The 20,629-nt window shown below is 41.9% G+C and carries 12 protein-coding genes; 4 read left to right on the plus strand and 8 right to left on the minus strand.

Going from position 1 to position 20,629, the window contains the following annotated elements:
* Window positions 1-106: 106 nt before the first annotated feature.
* On the minus strand, window positions 107-3,448 hold the full coding sequence (locus WC222_04790) for a hypothetical protein (GenBank protein MFA6915692.1): 3,342 nt from the start codon (window positions 3,446-3,448) through the stop codon (window positions 107-109).
* A gap of 158 nt (window positions 3,449-3,606) precedes the next feature.
* Between WC222_04790 and WC222_04795 the strand changes: the two genes are divergently transcribed.
* Both WC222_04795 and WC222_04800 read left to right on the plus strand, forming a co-directional pair.
* Window positions 3,607-5,682, plus strand: a complete 2,076-nt coding sequence (locus WC222_04795; GenBank protein ID MFA6915693.1) for a thioredoxin domain-containing protein — start codon at window positions 3,607-3,609, stop codon at window positions 5,680-5,682.
* Window positions 5,683-5,789: 107 nt separating this feature from the next.
* Window positions 5,790-7,865, plus strand: a complete 2,076-nt coding sequence (locus tag WC222_04800; protein MFA6915694.1) for a tetratricopeptide repeat protein — start codon at window positions 5,790-5,792, stop codon at window positions 7,863-7,865.
* A gap of 116 nt (window positions 7,866-7,981) precedes the next feature.
* Here the strand turns inward: WC222_04800 and WC222_04805 are convergent, their stop codons facing one another.
* The 7 genes from WC222_04805 to sctU all read right to left on the minus strand — a co-directional run bounded on the left by WC222_04805 (window position 7,982) and on the right by sctU (window position 17,705).
* A complete protein-coding gene (locus WC222_04805) occupies window positions 7,982-9,589 on the minus strand; it encodes a 4-alpha-glucanotransferase (GenBank protein ID MFA6915695.1) in 1,608 nt (535 codons plus the stop codon).
* On the minus strand, window positions 9,586-12,471 hold the full coding sequence (locus WC222_04810) for a hypothetical protein (protein ID MFA6915696.1): 2,886 nt from the start codon (window positions 12,469-12,471) through the stop codon (window positions 9,586-9,588). The genes WC222_04805 and WC222_04810 overlap by 4 nt, the downstream gene beginning before the upstream one ends.
* Before the next feature lie 86 nt (window positions 12,472-12,557).
* On the minus strand, window positions 12,558-13,022 hold the full coding sequence (locus WC222_04815) for a CesT family type III secretion system chaperone (GenBank protein MFA6915697.1): 465 nt from the start codon (window positions 13,020-13,022) through the stop codon (window positions 12,558-12,560).
* A 9-nt stretch (window positions 13,023-13,031) separates the two neighbouring features.
* Window positions 13,032-13,403 carry a TyeA family type III secretion system gatekeeper subunit gene (locus WC222_04820; protein MFA6915698.1) on the minus strand — a complete coding sequence of 124 codons (372 nt, stop codon included), beginning with the start codon at window positions 13,401-13,403 and terminating at the stop codon, window positions 13,032-13,034.
* A 16-nt stretch (window positions 13,404-13,419) separates the two neighbouring features.
* On the minus strand, window positions 13,420-14,373 hold the full coding sequence (locus tag WC222_04825) for a hypothetical protein (protein MFA6915699.1): 954 nt from the start codon (window positions 14,371-14,373) through the stop codon (window positions 13,420-13,422).
* Between the two features lie 42 nt (window positions 14,374-14,415).
* Window positions 14,416-16,593, minus strand: coding sequence for a type III secretion system export apparatus subunit SctV (sctV, locus tag WC222_04830; protein MFA6915700.1), 2,178 nt, complete (start codon window positions 16,591-16,593; stop codon window positions 14,416-14,418).
* A 32-nt stretch (window positions 16,594-16,625) separates the two neighbouring features.
* Complete coding sequence (gene sctU, locus WC222_04835) at window positions 16,626-17,705, minus strand: type III secretion system export apparatus subunit SctU (protein ID MFA6915701.1); 1,080 nt, start codon at window positions 17,703-17,705, stop codon at window positions 16,626-16,628.
* A 427-nt stretch (window positions 17,706-18,132) separates the two neighbouring features.
* Between sctU and ychF the strand changes: the two genes are divergently transcribed.
* Together ychF and WC222_04845 are read left to right on the plus strand one after the other, a co-directional pair.
* Entirely contained in the window at window positions 18,133-19,227 is a 1,095-nt protein-coding gene (gene ychF / locus WC222_04840; protein MFA6915702.1) for a redox-regulated ATPase YchF, read from the plus strand.
* Between the two features lie 12 nt (window positions 19,228-19,239).
* Complete coding sequence (locus WC222_04845; GenBank protein MFA6915703.1) at window positions 19,240-20,364, plus strand: THUMP domain-containing protein; 1,125 nt, start codon at window positions 19,240-19,242, stop codon at window positions 20,362-20,364.
* The last annotated feature ends 265 nt before the right edge of the window (window positions 20,365-20,629 follow it).

Genomic DNA, 20,629 nt, shown 5'->3' on the forward strand with positions numbered 1-20,629 from the left:
TTATGCAGGTATTGGGATTTATTTCAAAGTGGATTATTCCTAGGCGTAGGGAGTACAAAAGTATTTGAAAGCGGCATGCTTTTGCATGCCGCTTTACAGACCCTACCTATTGCGGGGGGCTTGGATCAGGATCGACGTTACCGAAGTCTTCGATGATATCATCTAATTTCTGATCTTCTTCCTCGTCCCAAGCAAGTTCATCGTCATAATCATCTTCGGGTTGTTCATCATCAATTTCGCTATCTACATCGTCATTTTGCGCGATCTCGTTCCAATATTTTTCATCATTGGCAGCTTGTTGATCGTCGTCTACTTCTTTTGTAGATTCGTCGTATTCATCTTCTATTTCTTCATCTTCCTCGCTGAGAGCGTAAGGATCGGAATCTGTATCATCAAAGTTGTCAATGTCCTCATCCAGCTCTTCATCTTCCTCTTCCTCTTTATCATTTAAGGCTAGGGGATCTGAGTCGGTGTCTTCAAAATCATCAATATCATCATCTAATTCTTCATCTTGTTCTTCACTGTATTGATGATAATTTTCGCCTTCATCGGGATCTTCATCCTCATCTTCATCTATTTCGTTGTAAGGATCATGATCCTCTTCTTGATCTTCTTCGTCTTGATGGTTTTTATGGTGATCTGCATCTGCATCCTGATCTTTATCATCGTTCAGAGCGAGATAGCTTTCTATATCCATGTAGCGATCTTCTGGATTTTGCTCTAGATCCTCTTCATCATCATCAAGATCGTTATCGAGATCTTCATCATCGTTTAAGGTTTCTTTTTGACTATAGCTGGACTCTCTTTCACCATCATGGATGTTTTCTTCCTGCTTCACTTCGATTGTGCGGGGCTGATAGTAATAATCGTAGGGATAGCTGTAGGGAACCCCGAATTCTTCATCCATGCGTTCTTCATCGTACACATTGTCGGCTACTTGTTCTGATGGGCGTGCAGCCTTCAGCAAGCGTGCTTCCAGTTGTTTGATACGGTGTTCTTGTTCGGCGGAACGATTATTTGCACGAGTTAGCTTTTCTTGAAGAACTTTGGTTTGTGCCTGACTTTTCAGAGCTTCTTTAAGAAGTTCTTCCGGGGATTTATTGCATAGATTTATGGCAGAGGAACCGACACTAGCTACTTGCGAGCACATATAGGCTAACTGAGAAGCATTTTCCTTGCGTGGTTTTGCGACGGCTCTGTTTACAGCAGGACGTATACCTGGAGCAGGTTTATTGCTGCTATCCAGAACTGCGACTTTACGGTTAAGGTTTTGTACTTTTTTCTCAAATTTGCCTAATTCTGCATACTTAGCCATTTTCTCATCTTTAAGCTTTTCATTGAGCTGATAGATGGTATCTTGATATGCATCGGCTGAGGAATGTGCTTCAGCCAGATTCTGTTGTAATTCTGAGACTTTCCTTTGTAGTGCAGCTATGACTACACGCGATTGCGCATCAATTTCGCGTGATTTTTCATCGAGTTTTTGCGTGTAGGCATCGTGATGCTCTTCTTTTTCTGCAATGAGCAGTTCGTATGCTCCGGTTTTATCTTCTAATTCTTTGATTTGAGCTTGAAGACTGGAGATTTGTCCATTTAGGTTATGGACTAGAGTAGAAAGGGTTTCGCTACAGGAATTGGAAGCGCAAAGATCATTGTCTTTGTCTGCTATTTTCTCGTGTGCTTCTTCCAGTTCTGAGAGAGCATTTTCATGCGATGAACGATGATGGTCTATTGCCCAGTCGTTGAGTGCGATATGTTCGGAAAGCTCGATGATTTGTTTGTTGAGTATAGCTAAACGGTCCTCTAATGCGCCGTTGGTAGTGCTTGAAGCATCCAGTTCATTTTGAAGATGTTCTATATCTTTATTGAGAAGTTTATCTTCATCTGTCCATTTGCGTTCTTCATCACTTTCGGGCCCAAGCTGGCCTTCTGGGGGATTGAGGTCAAGGTCATCTTCATCGTGAAGCATTTTTGAATCATTATCAGCCACTTCATCATCGGATTTGCTGTTTCTGAGTTCAGAAATTTCCGTTTCATACTTTTCAATTAGATTTTTCTGAGTATCAATTTCTAGCTGTAGAGTCTTATTTGCTGCTTTCAATGCAGTAAATTCTTGTTCTTTTTGAAATTGTGCAACTTCTTGATTTGAGGGCTCAAATAGTTTTTTTTCTAGTTCGACGGAAGATCTGTCTTCAGATTTAAGTGCTTGGGCACCTAATGCCTCCATCAATTGTTGTTCAAAGATCTCCAGCTGTGCTTTTTGTTCGGCTAGTTCTTTTCTTAGGGCTATGTTAGAAAGTTCTAAAGCTTCTGTCTGTTGGTCATGCTGGACAATGTTTTCTTTGATTTTTTGAATGCGGTTCTGCGCATTGTTGACGTGAACTTCAGTCGCTTGTTTTGGTGATGCAGAGCTTGCTGCAGGCGCATTGTCGGCGACGGAATATCCGTATTTCTCGAAATAAGCTAACTGATCTAACAATTCGAGATGCGCTTCTGCTTTAGGAGCGGCAGCAAGGCGTGCGCTTTTGGGAAAATTGACTGCCAGCCTTTGTTCTGCCGGCTCAAACTGGTGGATAGAATTGGCAAGAGGGTCTGATTGTACTTGCTGTACTTGGGCATTTACCAGATGATGATTTACAATACTTTTAAAGGTATGTTCCGTATGGTCATGCCTCAGGCTTAGCTCATCAAAATCTACACTTTTACGTGTAAAATCTGTTTGAAGTGCATTATTATAGTGCACAGCAAGGTTAAGCTGGTCTTTCAGATCCTGGACTCGAGTGATGAGAAGAGTGTTAGTTCTATCGGAAACAAGTTTGCCATTCTCTGCATTCGCAAGTAGAATGCGTAATTCTTCAACTTCACGTGCCAGTTCCCGGTTGGATCTGTCTTTGTCCTTAACGACTCTTTGAAGCTCAAAATAATTTTCTTTAATTTCTTTCTTCTTAGCAGCGAGATTGCGGTACATCTCCGCCCTAGTCTCCAACTGGTCTTTGGCGGCAATTAGCTCATCTTTAATAATTTTCTTTTTTCCCAAAAGAATGCGGTATTTTTCTTGTGCATGCGCAAGGGCTTTTTTTAAATCTGAGGTGCGTGGGTGCTCCGTCAAAGTGCCCTTTGTCATAAGCTGAGAGCGAAGATCGCTCATCTGACGGGAACTGTCATGCAGCTGCAATTTCAAAGCTTCGATCGTCTCAATTCTTTCGGATACATGAGGGGTTTTACCAATGGAATATCCATTGTCCGCTATGAGATAGCCTTGCTCGCTCTCGTCATCAAGAATGATAAGGGGCTTGCTTTGAGTACGCTTTATGTCCTGGATTATTGGGGAATCGTGGAAGGAAAAAACTTCATAAGTGAGCAGTGCTAAAAGACCGGCGGTAATTGTAGAAAGGGCAAAAATTGTTTTTGTACCGGTCTTTTTTTTTCTTGGTGGAGTCTTATACATGAGTGTCCTATACCTCAAATGAGGAAACTGAAATATAATATTGGTCATAATGCTAACGATCTAAAAACTCAAGAGGTTATTTGACAAAAAAACTTTTGCATCCAGAGACGATTCAGTATATGTTCTTTGAACAAAGTACTGCAGAATAACAGGACACTATGGCAGAACGACACACACACACTAACCGGTTGGCTCGAGAGAAATCCCCTTATTTACTGCAGCATGCTCACAATCCTGTAAATTGGTACCCCTGGGGCGAGGAAGCATTCGAAGAGGCAAGGCAGCAAGATAAACCTATTTTCCTCTCCATAGGCTATGCCACCTGTCATTGGTGCCATGTCATGGAAAATGAATCTTTTGAAAATGAAGATGTTGCCGCATTGATGAACGAGGTTTTCATCAACATCAAGGTGGACCGGGAAGAATTGCCCGAGGTGGACAGCCTCTACATGGAATTTGCCCAGAGCATGATTACCGGCTCTGCAGGCTGGCCGCTTAATGTCATACTCACTCCGGATTTGCAGCCTTTCTTTGCAGCGACATATCTTCCTCCTGACAATGCCCGCGGGATGATGGGCTTAAAAGATTTGATTGAGCGGATTAGACAAGTATGGAATAGCGATGAAAGAGAAAGAATAGAAGCCCAGGCAGAGAAAATCGTCGAAATTTTTAGCGAGGCGGTACATGTCATTGGTGTAGATATTCCCGAAAAAAAGATAATCTCTTCTTCTATGGAAATGTTATATAAGCTTGCCGATCCGATTTATGGGGGATTAAAAGGCGCTCCCAAATTTCCCATCGGATACCATAATTCCCTCTTTTTATATTATTCTTCCCAGTTTAAGGATAGCCGCTCCCTTTTCTTAGCAGAGCGTACACTAGTAATGATGCAAAGGGGAGGCCTCTATGACCATTTAGGCGGAGGTTTCTCACGCTATAGTGTGGATGAGAAATGGATGGTACCCCACTTCGAGAAAATGCTCTATGATAACGCATTGCTGATTGAAGCGTATACTGTGATGTGGAAAGCAACTAAGAGGCAGTTCTACCGTACGATATCCGAAGAAATCATGCAGTATGTCCTGCATATTCTTACACACTTTCAAGGCGGGTACTATTCTGCCGAAGATGCTGACAGCGAAGGGTATGAAGGTGCGTTCTACACTTGGACCAAGCTAGAGATTGATGTTTTCTTAAAAGACCTGCAACCTGAGTTATTTAATGAATATTTCCATGTGTCGGAAGAAGGGAATTTCGACCGGCGCAATATTCTCTATATCGACCAAAGCCCTGAGGAGTTTGCCGCCACGAAAAATCTGGATCCTCAAGAATTTATCGTTTTACTAGAAGAACAAAAACAGATTCTATGGAAAGAAAGACAAAAACGTCCTCGCCCCCTTAAAGACGACAAAATTCTTGTCAGTTGGAACGGTTTGATGATCCACTCTATGGCTTTAGCCGGGGCTGCATTTCATGACGAGCGTTATCTGAGAGCTGCTGTAGCTGCTGCGCAGTTCATAAAAGACAATCTATGGAAAGAGAGGCATCTCTTCCGGCGTTATCGCGATGAAAATGTGAATTTCTATGGTAATTTGGACGACTACGCCTTCCTCATACGTGGACTTCTCTCCCTTTATGAAGGGGAGCAAGGCACCCAATGGTTGGCATGGGCTATGGAATTATGCGATGTTTTGGAGAACGATTTCAAAGCTTTAGGGGGAGCCTTCTTCCAGACAGATGGCAAAGATCCTTATCTCATCTTGCGTAAATCTCATTTTTCAGACGGAGCAGAACCATCGGGTAATGCGGTCCATTGCGAAAACTTGCTGCGTTTGTATCAAATGACTTTTAGAACGTCCTATCTGCAGCAAGCGGAAGATATCTTAAAAGCAGTAAAAAAATATTTAGATGGCTATCCTCCCGGCTACTGCTTCCATCTTATCAACCTTTGCCGCTACTATAACAAAAAAGCTCCGACTTTTATTATAGCTCTGAACTCAGACGGTCATTTCACTAATGAGATCAAACAAGTTCTATTCAGCCATTATTTGCCGCACAAGGCAATTCATTGGAAGGATCCGAAAGATGAACAGTTTGACCACGTATTGCCCGAATTCTCCCAGTATAAACCCATTCAAAACAAGACAACCTTATACATATGCTATGAGGGAAGATGTGATAAACCTATCACGGAGTTATCAGAAATGTTGCAAGTGATTTTAACATTGACATAATCTGAAAATGAAGGGAGGAGCCTAAAATTTGCTTTCCCTCTGTATATTATGGCTTTTTTAACTGAGATATCGTAGAATAGTAAAATTAATTCACTTGGCATTATTAAATGCATAAAGATAACACACATTACCAGTTATTTACCCAGCTCCTTGAAAACGAGGACTTTGAAGCTTCCGTAGTCTATGACAATGAGCAGGTTCTCTCTTCTTTGTCCTCTCACGAGAAAGAGCTGTTAGGACTTTTAATGGTGCGTCACGGCGAGAGAATCGCTGCAGAAGATGATATGCAAGGGCTTCATTTCCTTAACCGCGCGTTATTGATCGCTCCGGACAGCATTAAAGTCATGACTCAAGCCGCCCACATCCTCTCGAGTAAAACAACAAATGCCGACTCCTTAAGAGCTGCCGCTACTTGGTATTCTAAAGCAAACCTTCAACAGCCCAATGATCCCGACCTATTGACAATCTGGGGCACCACCTTGGTCCATCTTGGACGTCTAGAAAATGACTCTCAAATGCTTTTTGAAGCAGATCAGCTACTTGCACGCGCATCAGATTCTTCTAAAGAAGCCACTACGCATCGCGATCATCTTTTAGCCTGCCTGCGCGCACAGATATGGCATGCCTTGGCTCTTCATTCCGGTGAAGCAGACGATTATGCGCGCGCTATCGAGCAATACAAATCTGCTGCTCTTCAAGATATCAAAGCCCCTTTCTTTTGGAATGATTACGCTAACGCTTTACTTGAATTCGGTAAGCTTATCCAGAGAATGGAAGTCTATGACAATGTCATAGAACTGTACCAAAAAGCAATTCGGCTTGATCCACGCTTTTTTCCCGCACAATTTAATTTGGGGGTCTGTTACCACAGACTCTATGAAGCAACCTGGAAAAGTCAATTATTTTGGCAAGCACATGAGCAGTACTCCCACTGTAAAATTCTAGAACCGCGCAATGCTACTCTGACATATGCATGGGGACGTCTTCTTCTTCACCAAGGCAAACTAAGAAGAGAGGCCGATCTCCTTGTGCAGGCTTGCGACCACCTTGAAACAGCTGCAACGCTGCAAAACTCCAACAGTACGATTGCCCATCATTTGGCGGAAGCCTTTATCTGGGCCGGCGGTATACTAGAAGACCTTACTCTTCTGCGCCATGCAGAATCCACACTGACAGAACTGATCAACGCCAATCCTGAAGATGTCGATTCTTGGTGCTCATTGGGCTTTTGCCGCTATGAACTAGGCTATTACTTCAATGATCTTCATCTAGTCTATCTAGGTATGGATAATTATCGCAAAGCACTTGAATATTCTCCATCCAGCTTAAATGCTCTATATGGATTAGCGACTTGCCACCTTGCAATAGGTGAGCTGGAAGGAGATTTAGAACACCTGAAAACTGCTTTAGAATTCTTCAAGAAAGCCTCTGCAACAAACGAGCATCCCACCCCGCAGTTCTTGAATGACTGGGGTGTTGCCTTGATGAAAATGTCAGACCTAAATAACGAGAAAGATCTTCTAGAAGCTGCCATAGAGAAGTTTGAATTAGCTATCGATTTGGATCTTAGTATCAGTAATAGCGAGTATGTCGATCCTGAATGGTTATATAATTATGGCTGCGCTTTTGACTATTTGGGCGATGCCAATGATGACCCCACCTACTATGAGAAATCCATTCAAGTGTTGACCCGTGTTCTTGAAATTGACCCGGACTACGCACAAGCAAAATATAACTTGGCCATGTCCTACGCTCACTTAGGCGAGGCTTCAGAAGATTTAGAAGCCCTTTTAAAATCTTGCGAGCTTTTCAAACAGCTTTTGATTGCGGACCAGGATGACGAAAATGCGTGGAGCGAGTGGGGGATAAGCTTGATCAACATGGCACAACTAACTTATGAGCCTGCTTTGCCCAAACAATCCCATCAATATCTTGTAGATGCTGAAGGTAAATTTCATCATGCAATTGCATTAGGTCATTTACCTGCTTATTATAATCTTTCGTGTGTCTATTCATTATTGGGTGACTTTAACGCTTCGTTAGCTTATTTGGAACGTGCTGAAAACAATCAGGCACTCCCTTCAGCAGAAGAACTTCTGTCGGATGAGTGGCTTGAAGGCCTCCGCCATACGGAAGGCTTCCATCGCTTTTGGTCGAACCTTAGCAGCAAATACGGTTTTTAGGGCTGTACTTTCGTAGAGTCCTATATTTTTATTCCAGATTCATCAGACAGTAGATATGCAAAGTCGCCCACTGTACTGTACAGGAGTGACTTAGGGCGCACGTTGTGTTTTAATGACTATTCTATCAATAGCTTTTTGAGTGCCGCTTTCAAACCCCGATGCTCCACAATTTCCTCTACGGAAGGTTTGATCCTTACAGACCAATTTTTTTCCGATACTATTCCCGGTGTATTAATCCTGCTTTGTTCAGGCGCTTGCCATGCCATGTCGGGAAATACCTCCAGGTATTCGCTCAAGAGATTTATATGGAATAAGCTATTGGACTTATGGCTATCAGCAAGTAATTGCCATTGTTGTTCAGGTGTGATTTTCATACCCCAATCCCATCTTTTCATCTTGCAATAAGCTTTTGCTTCCTCAGGGAAATCTCTCCACCATTGACGCAGAGGTTCGGAGTCATGAGTGGAAATAGTACTGAGGCTTAAAGGAGAGTATTCTTTACCGCTTAAATAATGCTTATCTCCATCCCAATCTCTTTCCCAGCGCATAACCTTGGTGCCACAGATTCCTAAGCGGCCTAAACAAGCTTTTATATTGGGGGGCACGGCGCCTAAATCCTCTCCAATAGGCAGCATATGAGAAGCTTTTAGCATCATGCGCATCCTTTTTTCTCCCTCAGGAATCCAAGCGTACCATTCAGCAGGTACAAAATGTCCTTCTCGCCCAGCCTGACCGGGTAAAACCGCCCACACACGAAAAAATCCTACTACGTGGTCGATGCGGTATATGTGGTAGAGGCGTTGAGCAACTTCCAGTCGCTGCTTCCACCATTCGGTAAGTGCTGTTGAAGCTGCTTCCCAACAATAAAGGGGAACGCCCCAATTTTGACCTTCTGTGGAGTACATGTCAGGCGGAGCGCCTACGCTCCAATTTAAGTCGAACAAATGACGGTGGAACCACACATCGGCACTGTCGCGATTGATTAAAATGGGAATATCGCCTTTTAAAAAGACATCATTTTTTTCGGCATGTGCACGCACCTCTTCAAACTGTGCAAAGCACAGATACTGCAGAATGGAATAATAAAGAGTTTCCTTGGCAAATTGCTTTTTCCAGCGAGTCAATTTTTTCGAGTCGGGTTCGCGTTGATCTGCGGGCCATTCTTCCCAGGATTTTAAATGATTCTTGTCTTTGAAGAACTTGTAGACAGTATAGATATCGAGCCAGGAATTGCTTTCAATGAAATCTTTATAACCCGGTTCCGCGGTGATAAATTTCTCATTTTGACTCACGTAGTATCTTAGGAATTCGTCTTTAAGTTTTTGCACTACCGGATAGTCCACTCTATCATCTCGTTTAGGATGCTGGAGTGTTTGTAGGATCTTTTTTAACTGGGGATCATCATTAATTCTCGGAAGATCCTGTAAACTGATATGAATAGGGTTTAAGGCCATTGCGGAAACGGAGCTATAGGGACTAGTATCCGTACCGGTATCATTTAGGGGCAGAAGTTGAATAACATCCAAACCCACTTTGCTGCACCATTCTATGATAGGTATTAAATCCAGATACTCTCCAATACCGCAGCTATGCCTTGTATGCAAAGAGAATAATGGGACGACTATGCCGTGATGGTTGCGTATGCCGATCCTATTCCAATGCGCTGCGGCAGGGGAATTTTCTATCAACTGATTTTCTAGAGGATTAGGGTTTCTTGCTGTCATGTCTTTAAGTATATTTGTATCGTTTCCAATATTACGAAATATTTATCCCACAGGATGCGGTCAGTTTTACTAAAGGTTATTTTTAACTTAGTTTTGAGGATCTTGACTAGATCTATATTCAATTCTTTGCCGTTAAGCGCGTCGTTTGTAGAAATGATATCCAACATATTTATCGCAATACCCTTGTAACATTCAATCAAAGCCTTAAGCTCAGTGTCATAATGGCTATCGAGGTTTTTCATGAATAGTGCAAAGAATTTTTCATATTCCAAATTTCTAATTAATACCTTTGCTTGGCGGTATTCTTCTTTAGGAAGGGTTTTAATGAGTCCTTCCCATTGAAGGCAGTTTTCAAGCTGAGCAATCGTATCTTTGTAGAGAGTAAAGAAATTGTAACATTTTGCGATGCGGTTAAAAGCATCTACATAGGCCTCACCATCAAATACGCATAATGCTTCCGGATTAGCAAGTACCATTGACATAGTGTCATGCATTGCTGTAGGAGAGATAGGAACGGGGGTGGGCGGGATAAACTTTTGCAGTTGTTCATGGAGTTTACGGATTTCATTTAGCCTATGCAGGATTTTATTATCGTCTTTTATGAAAGTAATCAGTTTTTGAGCAATGGGATGTGGTGCGGCTGTTTCGTCTTTATTAAAAAATGATCTAATGACCTGGATAAAGTTCGTAGAATATCTTCGCAGCTTTTCTGGATCTTTCAGCTCTTCAAATGCAAAAAGTGAAAGTATTTGAAAGTGGATTTTCTCTAAATCATTGTGTTGACGAAGCTTACAGTATACTGGCGAAGCCGCTTCGATCAATTTTTTCTGATGTAACTGAATCACTTGTCCAAAAACAGAAAAGACGGCTTTTTCATTTTCCGCAGGATTACCTTTAGTTAGTTTAGTGATTAGTTCGGGGTCGATAAGTTTATTCAATTCAGCTTTTCGTTTTTTGAAGTGCTTAACAACGTGTAACAACCGAAACTGACTTAGTCGTTGAGGATTGATTTTAAGGCAATAAAAGTGAAGGGGGACTTCAAAAAAAAGATTTAATATTTCCCTAAAATCGATCAATTTTTCTGTTTCCACACCCTCTGTAATAGATATGTTGGAATGATTTAACTCCACACCTTCTGAAACAGCATTTAAAATAGATTCAGTACTTTGGAAAATGAGGGTTTTTAAAAGTAATGCGCATGCATAAACACTGGCGATTTTAAAAACTTCGTAGGTTTCGTTGAGAAGTGTGATTTTTATACGTGGGGAATTGCGGTTGATAGATTCAAGCTTTTCATAAACAAGTTTTCTTGTTTTAACGGAGAAGAGTTTTTCTAATGTTTTTGAAAAATAGGAAGATTCAGAAAATTGCTTCAGATTAACATCTATAATGCAGGTGTGATACTGGCCGCAGATAATCTTAACTATTTCTTCGAGAGATTCTTCGGGAGTAAAATTTTCAAAATAATCCGCAAGGACATGTTCTCGCGATTTGTAGGTTTGCAAGAGCAGGGTTTGAAATTGGGCTATCGTTTGGAGGTCTTTTTCTGCGGTAAACTGTGTGGGAATGGGATATTTAATGACGAGATGTGATTCAACTTTCAAATGGTCTTCCACAACGGCACGCTGGTTATGAAACAATTTGATTAGGGCTTCATCTAGCTCGATGATATCATCTTTTGGATTGAATAAAGGATTCAACATACTGACTTCCTTTATCTCTCTAATTCTTCTTAGTTCATGATTTCTACGGACATCAAAAGCTTTCTCGACAGGCTTGTTTTCAGCAGATGAGGATAGTTCTTTCTTAGAATTTCTGGTGGCTCTCTTTATCTTCTTTTTCTTTGAAGACAAAGGTTGCGAGGTCATAATGTTGCCATCTATAGGAACGAGGATTTTTGATTTTTTACTGTTTGGAACTTCTTTTGCTATTGTGTGAGTTAGATCTAAAGACTGTAGATTTTCGGTGTTCTTTTTCTTTGAAGAGAGAAGGTTTTTAAAAGTCCGAAAGAGCAAATTACCTTTTTTCTTCTCCTCCTCGGTATAAGTGTAATGATAAACCGGATCAGAAGCTTTAAGACCATAATAAAGTTTTACTAATGCATAGTGATAGGGGTTGTCTGTGGGGGGTTTATTTTCTTCTTGTATCAAAAGTTCATTCTGCAATTTTTTTATTTCGAATGGAAGCATTGTTAAAGCTTGAAGACGCCTATTATATTGTGCTGGCTTCACAACTCTTCTGGGTGTTGCTGCGATCTTAAAGCGGGGGTCGAGATTATCAAAGGCTTTACTGTGAACAAGGCAAGCATTCAAGAAGGGGGTTTCTAACGATAGCCTATTTTTATCACTCTCTTTCGGGCAGGGTTGTGTGGAAGTGCGTGCTGTTTGGGGTACAATATAGGATTTGCTGGATGTGCTGGACGTACTTTGTTCTTTTTTAACAACATTGTATGCTGAGGTAGGCGTCAAGGGTTGTCTATGAATTGTAGCAGACATTTCGAATGCTTCTGCTTGATGTTCTGCAACGGTTTTAAATAAGATTTTATCAGACAAGTAAAAGCTGAACGTTTCAGATTGTGTTCCTCTTAGGGTAGCATTGGTAATTTTAGCGTCCGAGATACGTTTAACTCTTTTGCGTGAACGAGAAAGGCTTGTTGCATCCACAGGTGAAGTAGAAATCTCAGCACATTGCTCAAATGAAGCGGTGATAGCACTGATTTCGCGTGGAGTAAAGTGGAGGTTTGAGAATGCAGATTGCGGTACTACAACAGGGGGTGAGGAGGAAAAATCTGAAGTGGTTTTAACCTTCACGTCTTTTGACGGAGGAGAAGATGAAGGGATAGGATTATTTACCGGAATAAGCGCCAATGTTAAAGTGGACATAGCCATCCCTCCCTCTCGCTCTGACTTTTTGTCATTGTGCAGCGAGGGATAACGAATGTCACTAAAAATCTATAATCAATGGAAGATTAACGCAGACCGAAGAGACCTCCAGTGCGAACGGTAGTGCGGGCTACTAAGCTAGGTATCGCATTATTTTTTATTGCATCGTGGATTTCTGCCGCTTTATCAATATATTTCTGAAGGAATTCAGCTAAGTCGGCGCCATTACAAGCTGCAAAGGGGATGACCTCCCAGAGGACAAGATTGTTATTTGCGGAATTATATCCTAGATTGCCGTAGCGGGGATTGGGAATGCTGTTTGCGCGCAGAGCTTCATGAAAGACTTCTTCTTGATATCTGCCTTGAGCTATTTCACCTAAGTAGCAAATAATGCGTAGGTTAAGTAAAGCGCTGTCAGGCATAAGCAGAATCTTCACATCTTTGGAAGGAAAGGAGAGCATGCACGTGTTCCGCTCGTTAGGCTGTAAATTATTCATATTAATATATTTACCAAGATCATTCAGAAGATGGGAGAATGCATCGCCTAACATACTACACTCCTATTTAACTATTTTTTTTTCTTCAGGTGCAGAGGCTGGTCTATTATCACTACGTTTTGCACTTTCTAGCTCATCGCGCATTTCTTGGTCTTCCATTGCCTCTAATCTATCTTCTAAACCTTCTAACGCTTCAATAATAGCATTGAATACATCATCTCTATGCTGTACGGAGCGAAAAATATAGTCCCTTGCAACCTTCCTGACGTCTTCGCGGAATCTACTAAAGACGATGATCTGCAGTTCAATGCTATTTTCTATACCCAGTTGTTTTGCGAGCTTAAGCACTTTATCCGCAGTAGGATAGCGGTCTCCAGTCAGTTCCATGAAAGCCTTTGTCATACTTTCCGGAGTTAATTGCTGAGGGAGCTTCATAACTTCTCTCCTAATATTAAGCGGTTAAAGCTGCAGCCTGTTTAAGGACGCCGTCAAAGTTTGTGATCTCGCGGTCATATACACCTTTTACAGCTTGCAGCTTACGTACACAAGTATTCACAGCCAATAAATTTGCAGGCTCTATTCCTTTTTTCTTAGTCTCATCCCCAAGATAATTCAAATAAACTTTCATTTTACTAAAGACTTTAGTGCTTGTGCCATATGCTTTATCGAATCCGTCATAGATTTCGTGGGTCGTAACGTCTTCCCTCATCATATTATTGATCTGCTGCCGAATAGAGCTGACATTTCCGTTTTTGTCGATGGCGATCTCACGTGCATATACACCGACGGTAAGGCCGTAATCAATTTCTTTCTTATGTTCCGCATAGTGGTCATCAAATGCTTGCTGTAGGTTTTTCTTGCGTTCTCCGGAAGCGTTGTCTACAAGGAATTTAAGAGCTTCGCTTACAAGATGGTGTTCGGGCAAATCCGTTTTACGGTCTTTTCTAATTTTATTTTCTACAAGATCCGTAATGCGCTTGGGGGATTCTCTGTCAGATATACCATCGTTAAGAGAAAGTAAGGTACTGGAAGGAAGTTCTCCGGCTGTTTTGGCGGCAAATTCGTTGGCTTTATCTTGAAGTTGTCCGCTCGGTTTGGACTTAACGTCTCCGCCTTTTTCAGCTTTTTCTGCAGCCTGGTTTACCCTCGACTGCATGGCTTTTTTGATATCTTTATCTTTTGCTGCTTTTTCCGATCCTTTAGTTGCAGCTTTCGCTACCGATGCGTTCCTTTCTGACCCTAATTCAGTATCTTTTAAAGTGTCATCTGCATTGACATCAGCAATCTGCGCGTCTTTTATCGTTTCGTTTGCATCTTGCTTTAGAATCTTCTGGGTAGCGGAGATATTCTGATCCGCCATTATCCCTTGGTTTAAACCTTGTGTTAGATTACCTGTAATACCCATAGTGTTAAAGCCTCCTTGCCTAAACAAAAATTAGTATACTATCTAAGAGATTTGTATCCTTCCTAGCGGCTGTATGCGAATTTCCGGAATGATCTCTTGATAGGAAACAACAGAGATATCAGTAAACTCCATCTCAATAAGCTTACGAACAAAACGCCTTACGTCAATTGCTGTCAATATGACGGGCGGTTGGCCTCCTGGGGGAGGAGGTGCTACAGTGTTGCGTACGGCTTGCAGGATAAGTTGTACAGAGTCGGGATCTAGGGCTAGGTAGGAACCGGCGGATGTTTGTTTGATTGCGCCCCTGACCATATCTTCAATTTCAGGATCAAGGATATAGACGGATAGGACTGTCTGGCCTTGAGAGTACTTGTAGCTAATATAACGTTTTAATGATGAACGGACATATTCTGTTAGTAATACAGTGTCCTTTTCTGTCTGCGCCCATTCTGCCAACGATTCCATCACTGTGCGCAAGTCTTTGACGGAAATCTGCTCTTGGATCAATCGTTTAAAAATATCTGTCATCTTTTGTAGCGGAATAAGACGGGTCACTTCTTTGATCAAGTCAGGGAAAGATTTCTCCATAAATTCCAACATAGCCTTCACTTCTTGGATACCTACGAATTCGTTAGCATAATGGCGGAAGAAATAGGAGAGGTGAAGGATCATTACTTCAAGGGCATTCCAATATTTAATGCCGGCTTTGTCTAAGAGCTCTTTATTTTTATTTTCCACCCATAATGAGGGAAGCCCTAAGGAGTTTTTGTAGCTAACATAAGGCAGGTTGTAGCGGCGGAGGTTTTCTTCTGTTTCGTTTGTAAGCATATAACCATCTAACACCTTGCCTCTGACGATAGGGACTTCATTCAAATGGATAGAATACTCATCTGTTTCCAATATAGGGGAGTCTGTTCTGACGTGAACGCCGGGGAAGCGTACGCCTAAGTCCGAGTACAGCGCCTGCCTCATACGGGGAATCATTTGATCCACGAAGCTTGCTCCTTTAGCAACTTTTTGTATCTCTTGGCTTAAACCTTTACCTGTTTCTAATATAACCGGGAGGGTTAATGCATAGCTGTCAATGCCACCGCCTGAAATGACCTTATGTCCTTTAACACCAGTGTCAATACTGGAAGGTTCATCAGCAGCGGATGAGATCGTACCTCCGCCCGTACCGGCCAACGCTTGGGAAGTATTACGGCTTTGTTCAGTTGTCATTAATGCATAACCTAGCATTCCCAATGCAGAGGCCAAAATTAAGAAAGGAGGGGCAGGAAAGCCGGGAATAGCAGCCATACCCATTAAGAAGGCTGCAGATAGAAGTAGCGCTTTTGGTTGTTTTAAAATCTGGCCCGAAATCTCCGAACCTAAATTGGATTTACCTGTATCGCTCGTAACCCGTGTCGTCACGATACCTGCCGTAATAGAAATTAGAAGCGCAGGGATCTGGGACACCAAGCCGTCACCAATGGACAAGATGGAATAAGTTTGAACCGCATCCATTGCTTCCATCCCATTGATCAACATACCGATGGTGATACCACCCATAATGTTAATCAAAGTGATAACGATACCGGCAATGGCGTCACCTTTAACGAACTTCATCGCACCATCCATCGCACCGTATAATTGGCTCTCTTTCTGAATGGCTAAACGTCTGTCTCGCGCTTGGTTGGAATCGATCAAACCTGCGCGCATGTCCGCATCAATACTCATCTGCTTACCGGGCATAGCGTCCAAGGTAAAACGGGCTGCAACCTCAGCCACACGTTCAGCACCCTTTGTAATAACGATAAATTGAACGAGGGTAATGATAAGGAAGATAACGCCACCGACGACGAAATTGCCCCCAACGACGAAGTTACCGAATCCGAAGATAATGTCACCCGCATTTGCTTGTAAAAGGATCTGACGAGTAGAGGCAATGTTCAAGCCCAGCCGGTAAAGGGTGGTAATCAGTAGTAGGGAAGGGAAGATGGACAAGTGGACTGCACTGGGGATATATAAAGCAACCATCAGCAAGAGGACGGAAATGGTCAGGTTAAGGGCGATAAGGTAGTCGATCAGATGGGGATTCAATGGAATAATGATCATACCAATAATGCCGATGATCAATAGCGCTAGTGCAACGTCACTTGCACGCGAAATATTTTCCATCGATTGGTCGCCGCCCAGTCTGGCGGTAATCCCATCCAGGATTCTTCTTATCAGTTCCATATATGCCTTCTCCCAGTGTCCTTATCCGTCATTCAATCTAAATCCGTTTCTTGATAATCATATTCTTTTTCTGTATCCAACGCCGCAATCCATCGCAGGATTTCAGCCGTGGCTTCATAGGCTTCTTCTGGAATAAATTCGTGCAATTCTCCTTCATCCCAAAGTTTATGTGCTAATCTTATATTTCTTACAATCGGAACATTATACATTTTTGCAAAGCGAATCATCTGCTCTGCGATTAAATTTTCCCCCATGCCAAGAATATAAGGCGCTGCATCCGTATCTCTGTTGTAACCTATCGCAATAGCTAAATGCGTCGGATTTGTTACCACTGCTTTTGCATTTTTTATGCCACCGCTAGGTCCTTCGCCAAATGCGATTTCCTGAGCAATTTGTTTACGTTTACCTTTGATGTGGGGGTCGCCTTCAGTGTTTTTGTATTCTTGTTTTATCTCAAATTTTTCCATTTTCATTTCTTTGGCAAATGACTTTTTCTGATATGCAAAGTCTGCCACCGCTACAATGACGAAAAATATACCTACTTTAATAATAACTTCTTTTAAAAACGTGTAAAACACAAGCAATGCTGTCGACGTATGAACATCCAATGTTTTTATTAAGACAGGAATGCTATGCCACATGACGAGGTAAACAAGATAGCCTGCAACTGTGATTTTAATACAGGATTTGAGCAGCTCTATGAGTGTTTTCAACTTAAACTTAGCTTTAAGATTCTGTACAGGGTCGAATTTCTTTGGATCAAACTTGAAAACTTCCGTGGTGAAAACAGGGCCTACAGCTAGGAAGTTAACAACGACGCCAATAACGGATACGATCACTAAGATTGGAAGGGAAATGTAAAAAATGTCCATGATGGAGGACATGTAAAGAGAGGGAAGGATTGTCTCTAAGTTGTTGTAGTTTATTAACTTAAAATTCTCAGCAAGAACCGCACCCATTTTGTTGTACAAAAAATGGCTCATTCCAAGAACAGCCCAGACAGATACAATAAATGTAAATGCCGAGGGTAAATCCTGAGATTTAGCAACCTGTCCTTTCTTTCTGGCATCCCGCATTTTCTTCGGGGTTGCCTTCTCGGTTTTCTCACCCATCGTCCGTCACCTCCGGCCCCTTGATTTTCAAGGGGTGCCATGACATCAAAACAGCAAAAAATGATAAATACAACAACTTTTAGTCCATTCTAGAGAGTAATCATGGTCAAGGAATTCGCAGGGGAAATAAATTCAAACATTACATATATAAGCAATTTATATACTCTCTTATTATTAGTATACTTTAGTAAAATCGTCACTGTCAAGATAAATGCATTAATAAAAATTTAATTTATATTGTGTAATTGTGTTGTGTTTCGTGTTTTGTTATTTAACATTTTATCAATACAAAGATGCATTCATAAATCATCTAATTCAACTTTGAAGATAGGCTCTAAAACATTACCCTTGTAAAGTTGTTTCAAAATAGATATATTGTTTTAGTAAATATGAAAAAATTCTAGCATCTCTTCTATCTGGAGAATATATGGCTCAACTTTCCTGCGGCATTGTCGGACTGCCTAATGTCGGCAAATCCACACTTTTTAATGCCTTAACTTCTTGCCTGGCAAGCGCATCCAATTACCCCTTCTGCACAATCGAGCCAAACATCGGTATTGTTGAAGTATACGATCCTCGCTTACAGGCATTATCTAATATCTCCCACAGCAATAAGATCCTATATGCCACTATGCAGTTTGTAGATATTGCAGGACTCGTTGCCGGCGCTGCCAAAGGAGAAGGATTGGGAAATAAATTCCTAGCCAATATTCGCGAAACAGATGCTATCGTGCATGTCGTCCGCTGTTTCGAAGACGAGGATGTCATCCATGTCAATGGAACTGTCGATCCCATCAGCGATATTGAAGTGATCAACATTGAATTAGCGCTTGCAGACCTTCAAACTATCGACAACATCGTGTCACGTTTGGAAAAACAACTCAAAAGCAACAAAGAAATCGCAGTGGAACTGGAGTGCCTAAAAAAAGTCCAGGCACACCTTAACGAAAACCTCCCTGTGCGTACTTTAAATTTAACCGAGCAAGAACGCCAACTGCTTATTCCTTACCCCCTCCTTACCAATAAAAGAGTTCTTTACGCTGCCAATGTATCCGAAGACTTCTTGCCATCTATGGAAAATCCCTACGTTCAGAAAGTCAGAGAATATGCCGAAAAAGAAGGCAGCATAGTCATCCCCATCTGCGCTAAAATCGAAGCCGAAATATCCCAACTCCCTCCTGAAGAACGTCCTGAATTCTTAGAAAGCATCGGCCTGACAGAATCAGGTTTAACACGTCTAATCCGTGCTTCCTTCAATATGTTGGGATTGATCACCTATCTTACGACAGGTGAAATTGAAACTCGCGCATGGACAATCAATAAAGGAATGACTGCTGTCGAAGCCGCCGGAAAAATCCATACCGATATCCAAAAAGGATTTATCCGCGCGGAAACTGTCGCCTACAACGATTTTATTACTTGCAACGGAAGAGTAGGTGCGCGCGAAGCTGGAAAGGCCCGCTCGGAAGGGCGCGAATATATCGTTCAGGATGGCGATGTGATTTTGTTTATGCATAATTGATTTGAGGCAAGGATGACCAAAGAAGAAGATACCATATTTGTAACCTGCGGGCCTGGCCTCGAAGAGTTATTAGCTGCAGAACTGCAACGTTTAGGTTGCCTATTCCTTAAAGAAGGATTTAGAGGCGTATACGTCGATGAAGCATCACTCGAAGACTGCTGCCGCATCAATTACTGTTCACGCATAGCTACACGTGTACTTTGGCCTTTGGTACGCTTTAAATGCAATAACCGCGACGCCCTCTATAAAGCTGCTCTGGATATACCTTGGGAAAAAATTGTCAATAAAAGGGCAACTATCGCCATTGACAGCAACGTCACCAATAACAATCAGTTCAATAATAGCCATTTTGCCGGACTGGTCGTCAAAGATGCCTTATGCGATAGGTTACGTGACCTGCGCGGCGAGCGCCCCAGTGTAAATATTGAAGAACCTGATGTTCAAATCAATCTTCACGTCTCAGGATACCACGGCACAATTTACCTGGACACTTCAGGAATACCCCTGCATAAAAGAGGTTATCGCCTGGATGGGGGCATGGCTCCATTGCAAGAGAACCTAGCAGCAGCCATTCTCCAACTTATCGGCTATGACGGCTCCGGCGTATTATGCGATCCATTATGCGGTTCAGGCACCTTTTTAGCTGAAGCTGCGCTAATGGCAACGGGGACTGCTCCCGGATTTTTGCGCACCAAGTGGGGATTTATGAACCATCCTCATTTTAAGCAGGAAGAGTGGCTGAAATTGAAGAACACAATCGATAGATTGCGCCGTCCCTTAGCTAAAAACTCTATTCTCGGGGTAGACTGCAATAGCAGTGTTATCCAAATCTGCAAGAAAAATCTTCGTGCTGCAGGTTTTCACAATGATATTCAAGTCGAGCATACAGATTTTACAGAAACATCATTTAAAGGTCCTATCAAATGGATTGTTGCAAACCCACCCTATGACCGTAGATTAAGTTCAGGTCCCCAGGCTGGACAGCTTTATTCACTGCTGAGCCAATTCATTGCCTTACGTAAACCAGAGAACTATGGCGTTTTAATCCCTAGTGAATCCAAAGAAAAATGGTCCGGTAGTCAATCGATTAAGCTGTCTAACGGGGGATTCCCGATACAACTGCTTACTAGAAAGTAATCGCATCTAAACAGGAGGCCTTTCCCCTAGGCCTCAACTTTATCTGGAGGAGATGCTAAGACAGGCTAAACCTGTCCTAGTATAGGATACTCTAATACTAGCAACACTTCTCTTCGTAAAATAGAATTATCGCTAGGTTTATTTATATAAACATCTCAATGCTATTCACTTAAGTCTTTCATCTTAAGGAATCTTGGTCCTATTTTTGTTGAGGCTAATCATTTAAATTTCTTTTCATAATGTATAAAATCTATTTGAAAAGTGA

This window comes from Parachlamydiales bacterium, from assembly GCA_041671045.1.
Classification (GTDB): domain Bacteria; phylum Chlamydiota; class Chlamydiia; order Chlamydiales; family JABDDJ01; genus JABDDJ01.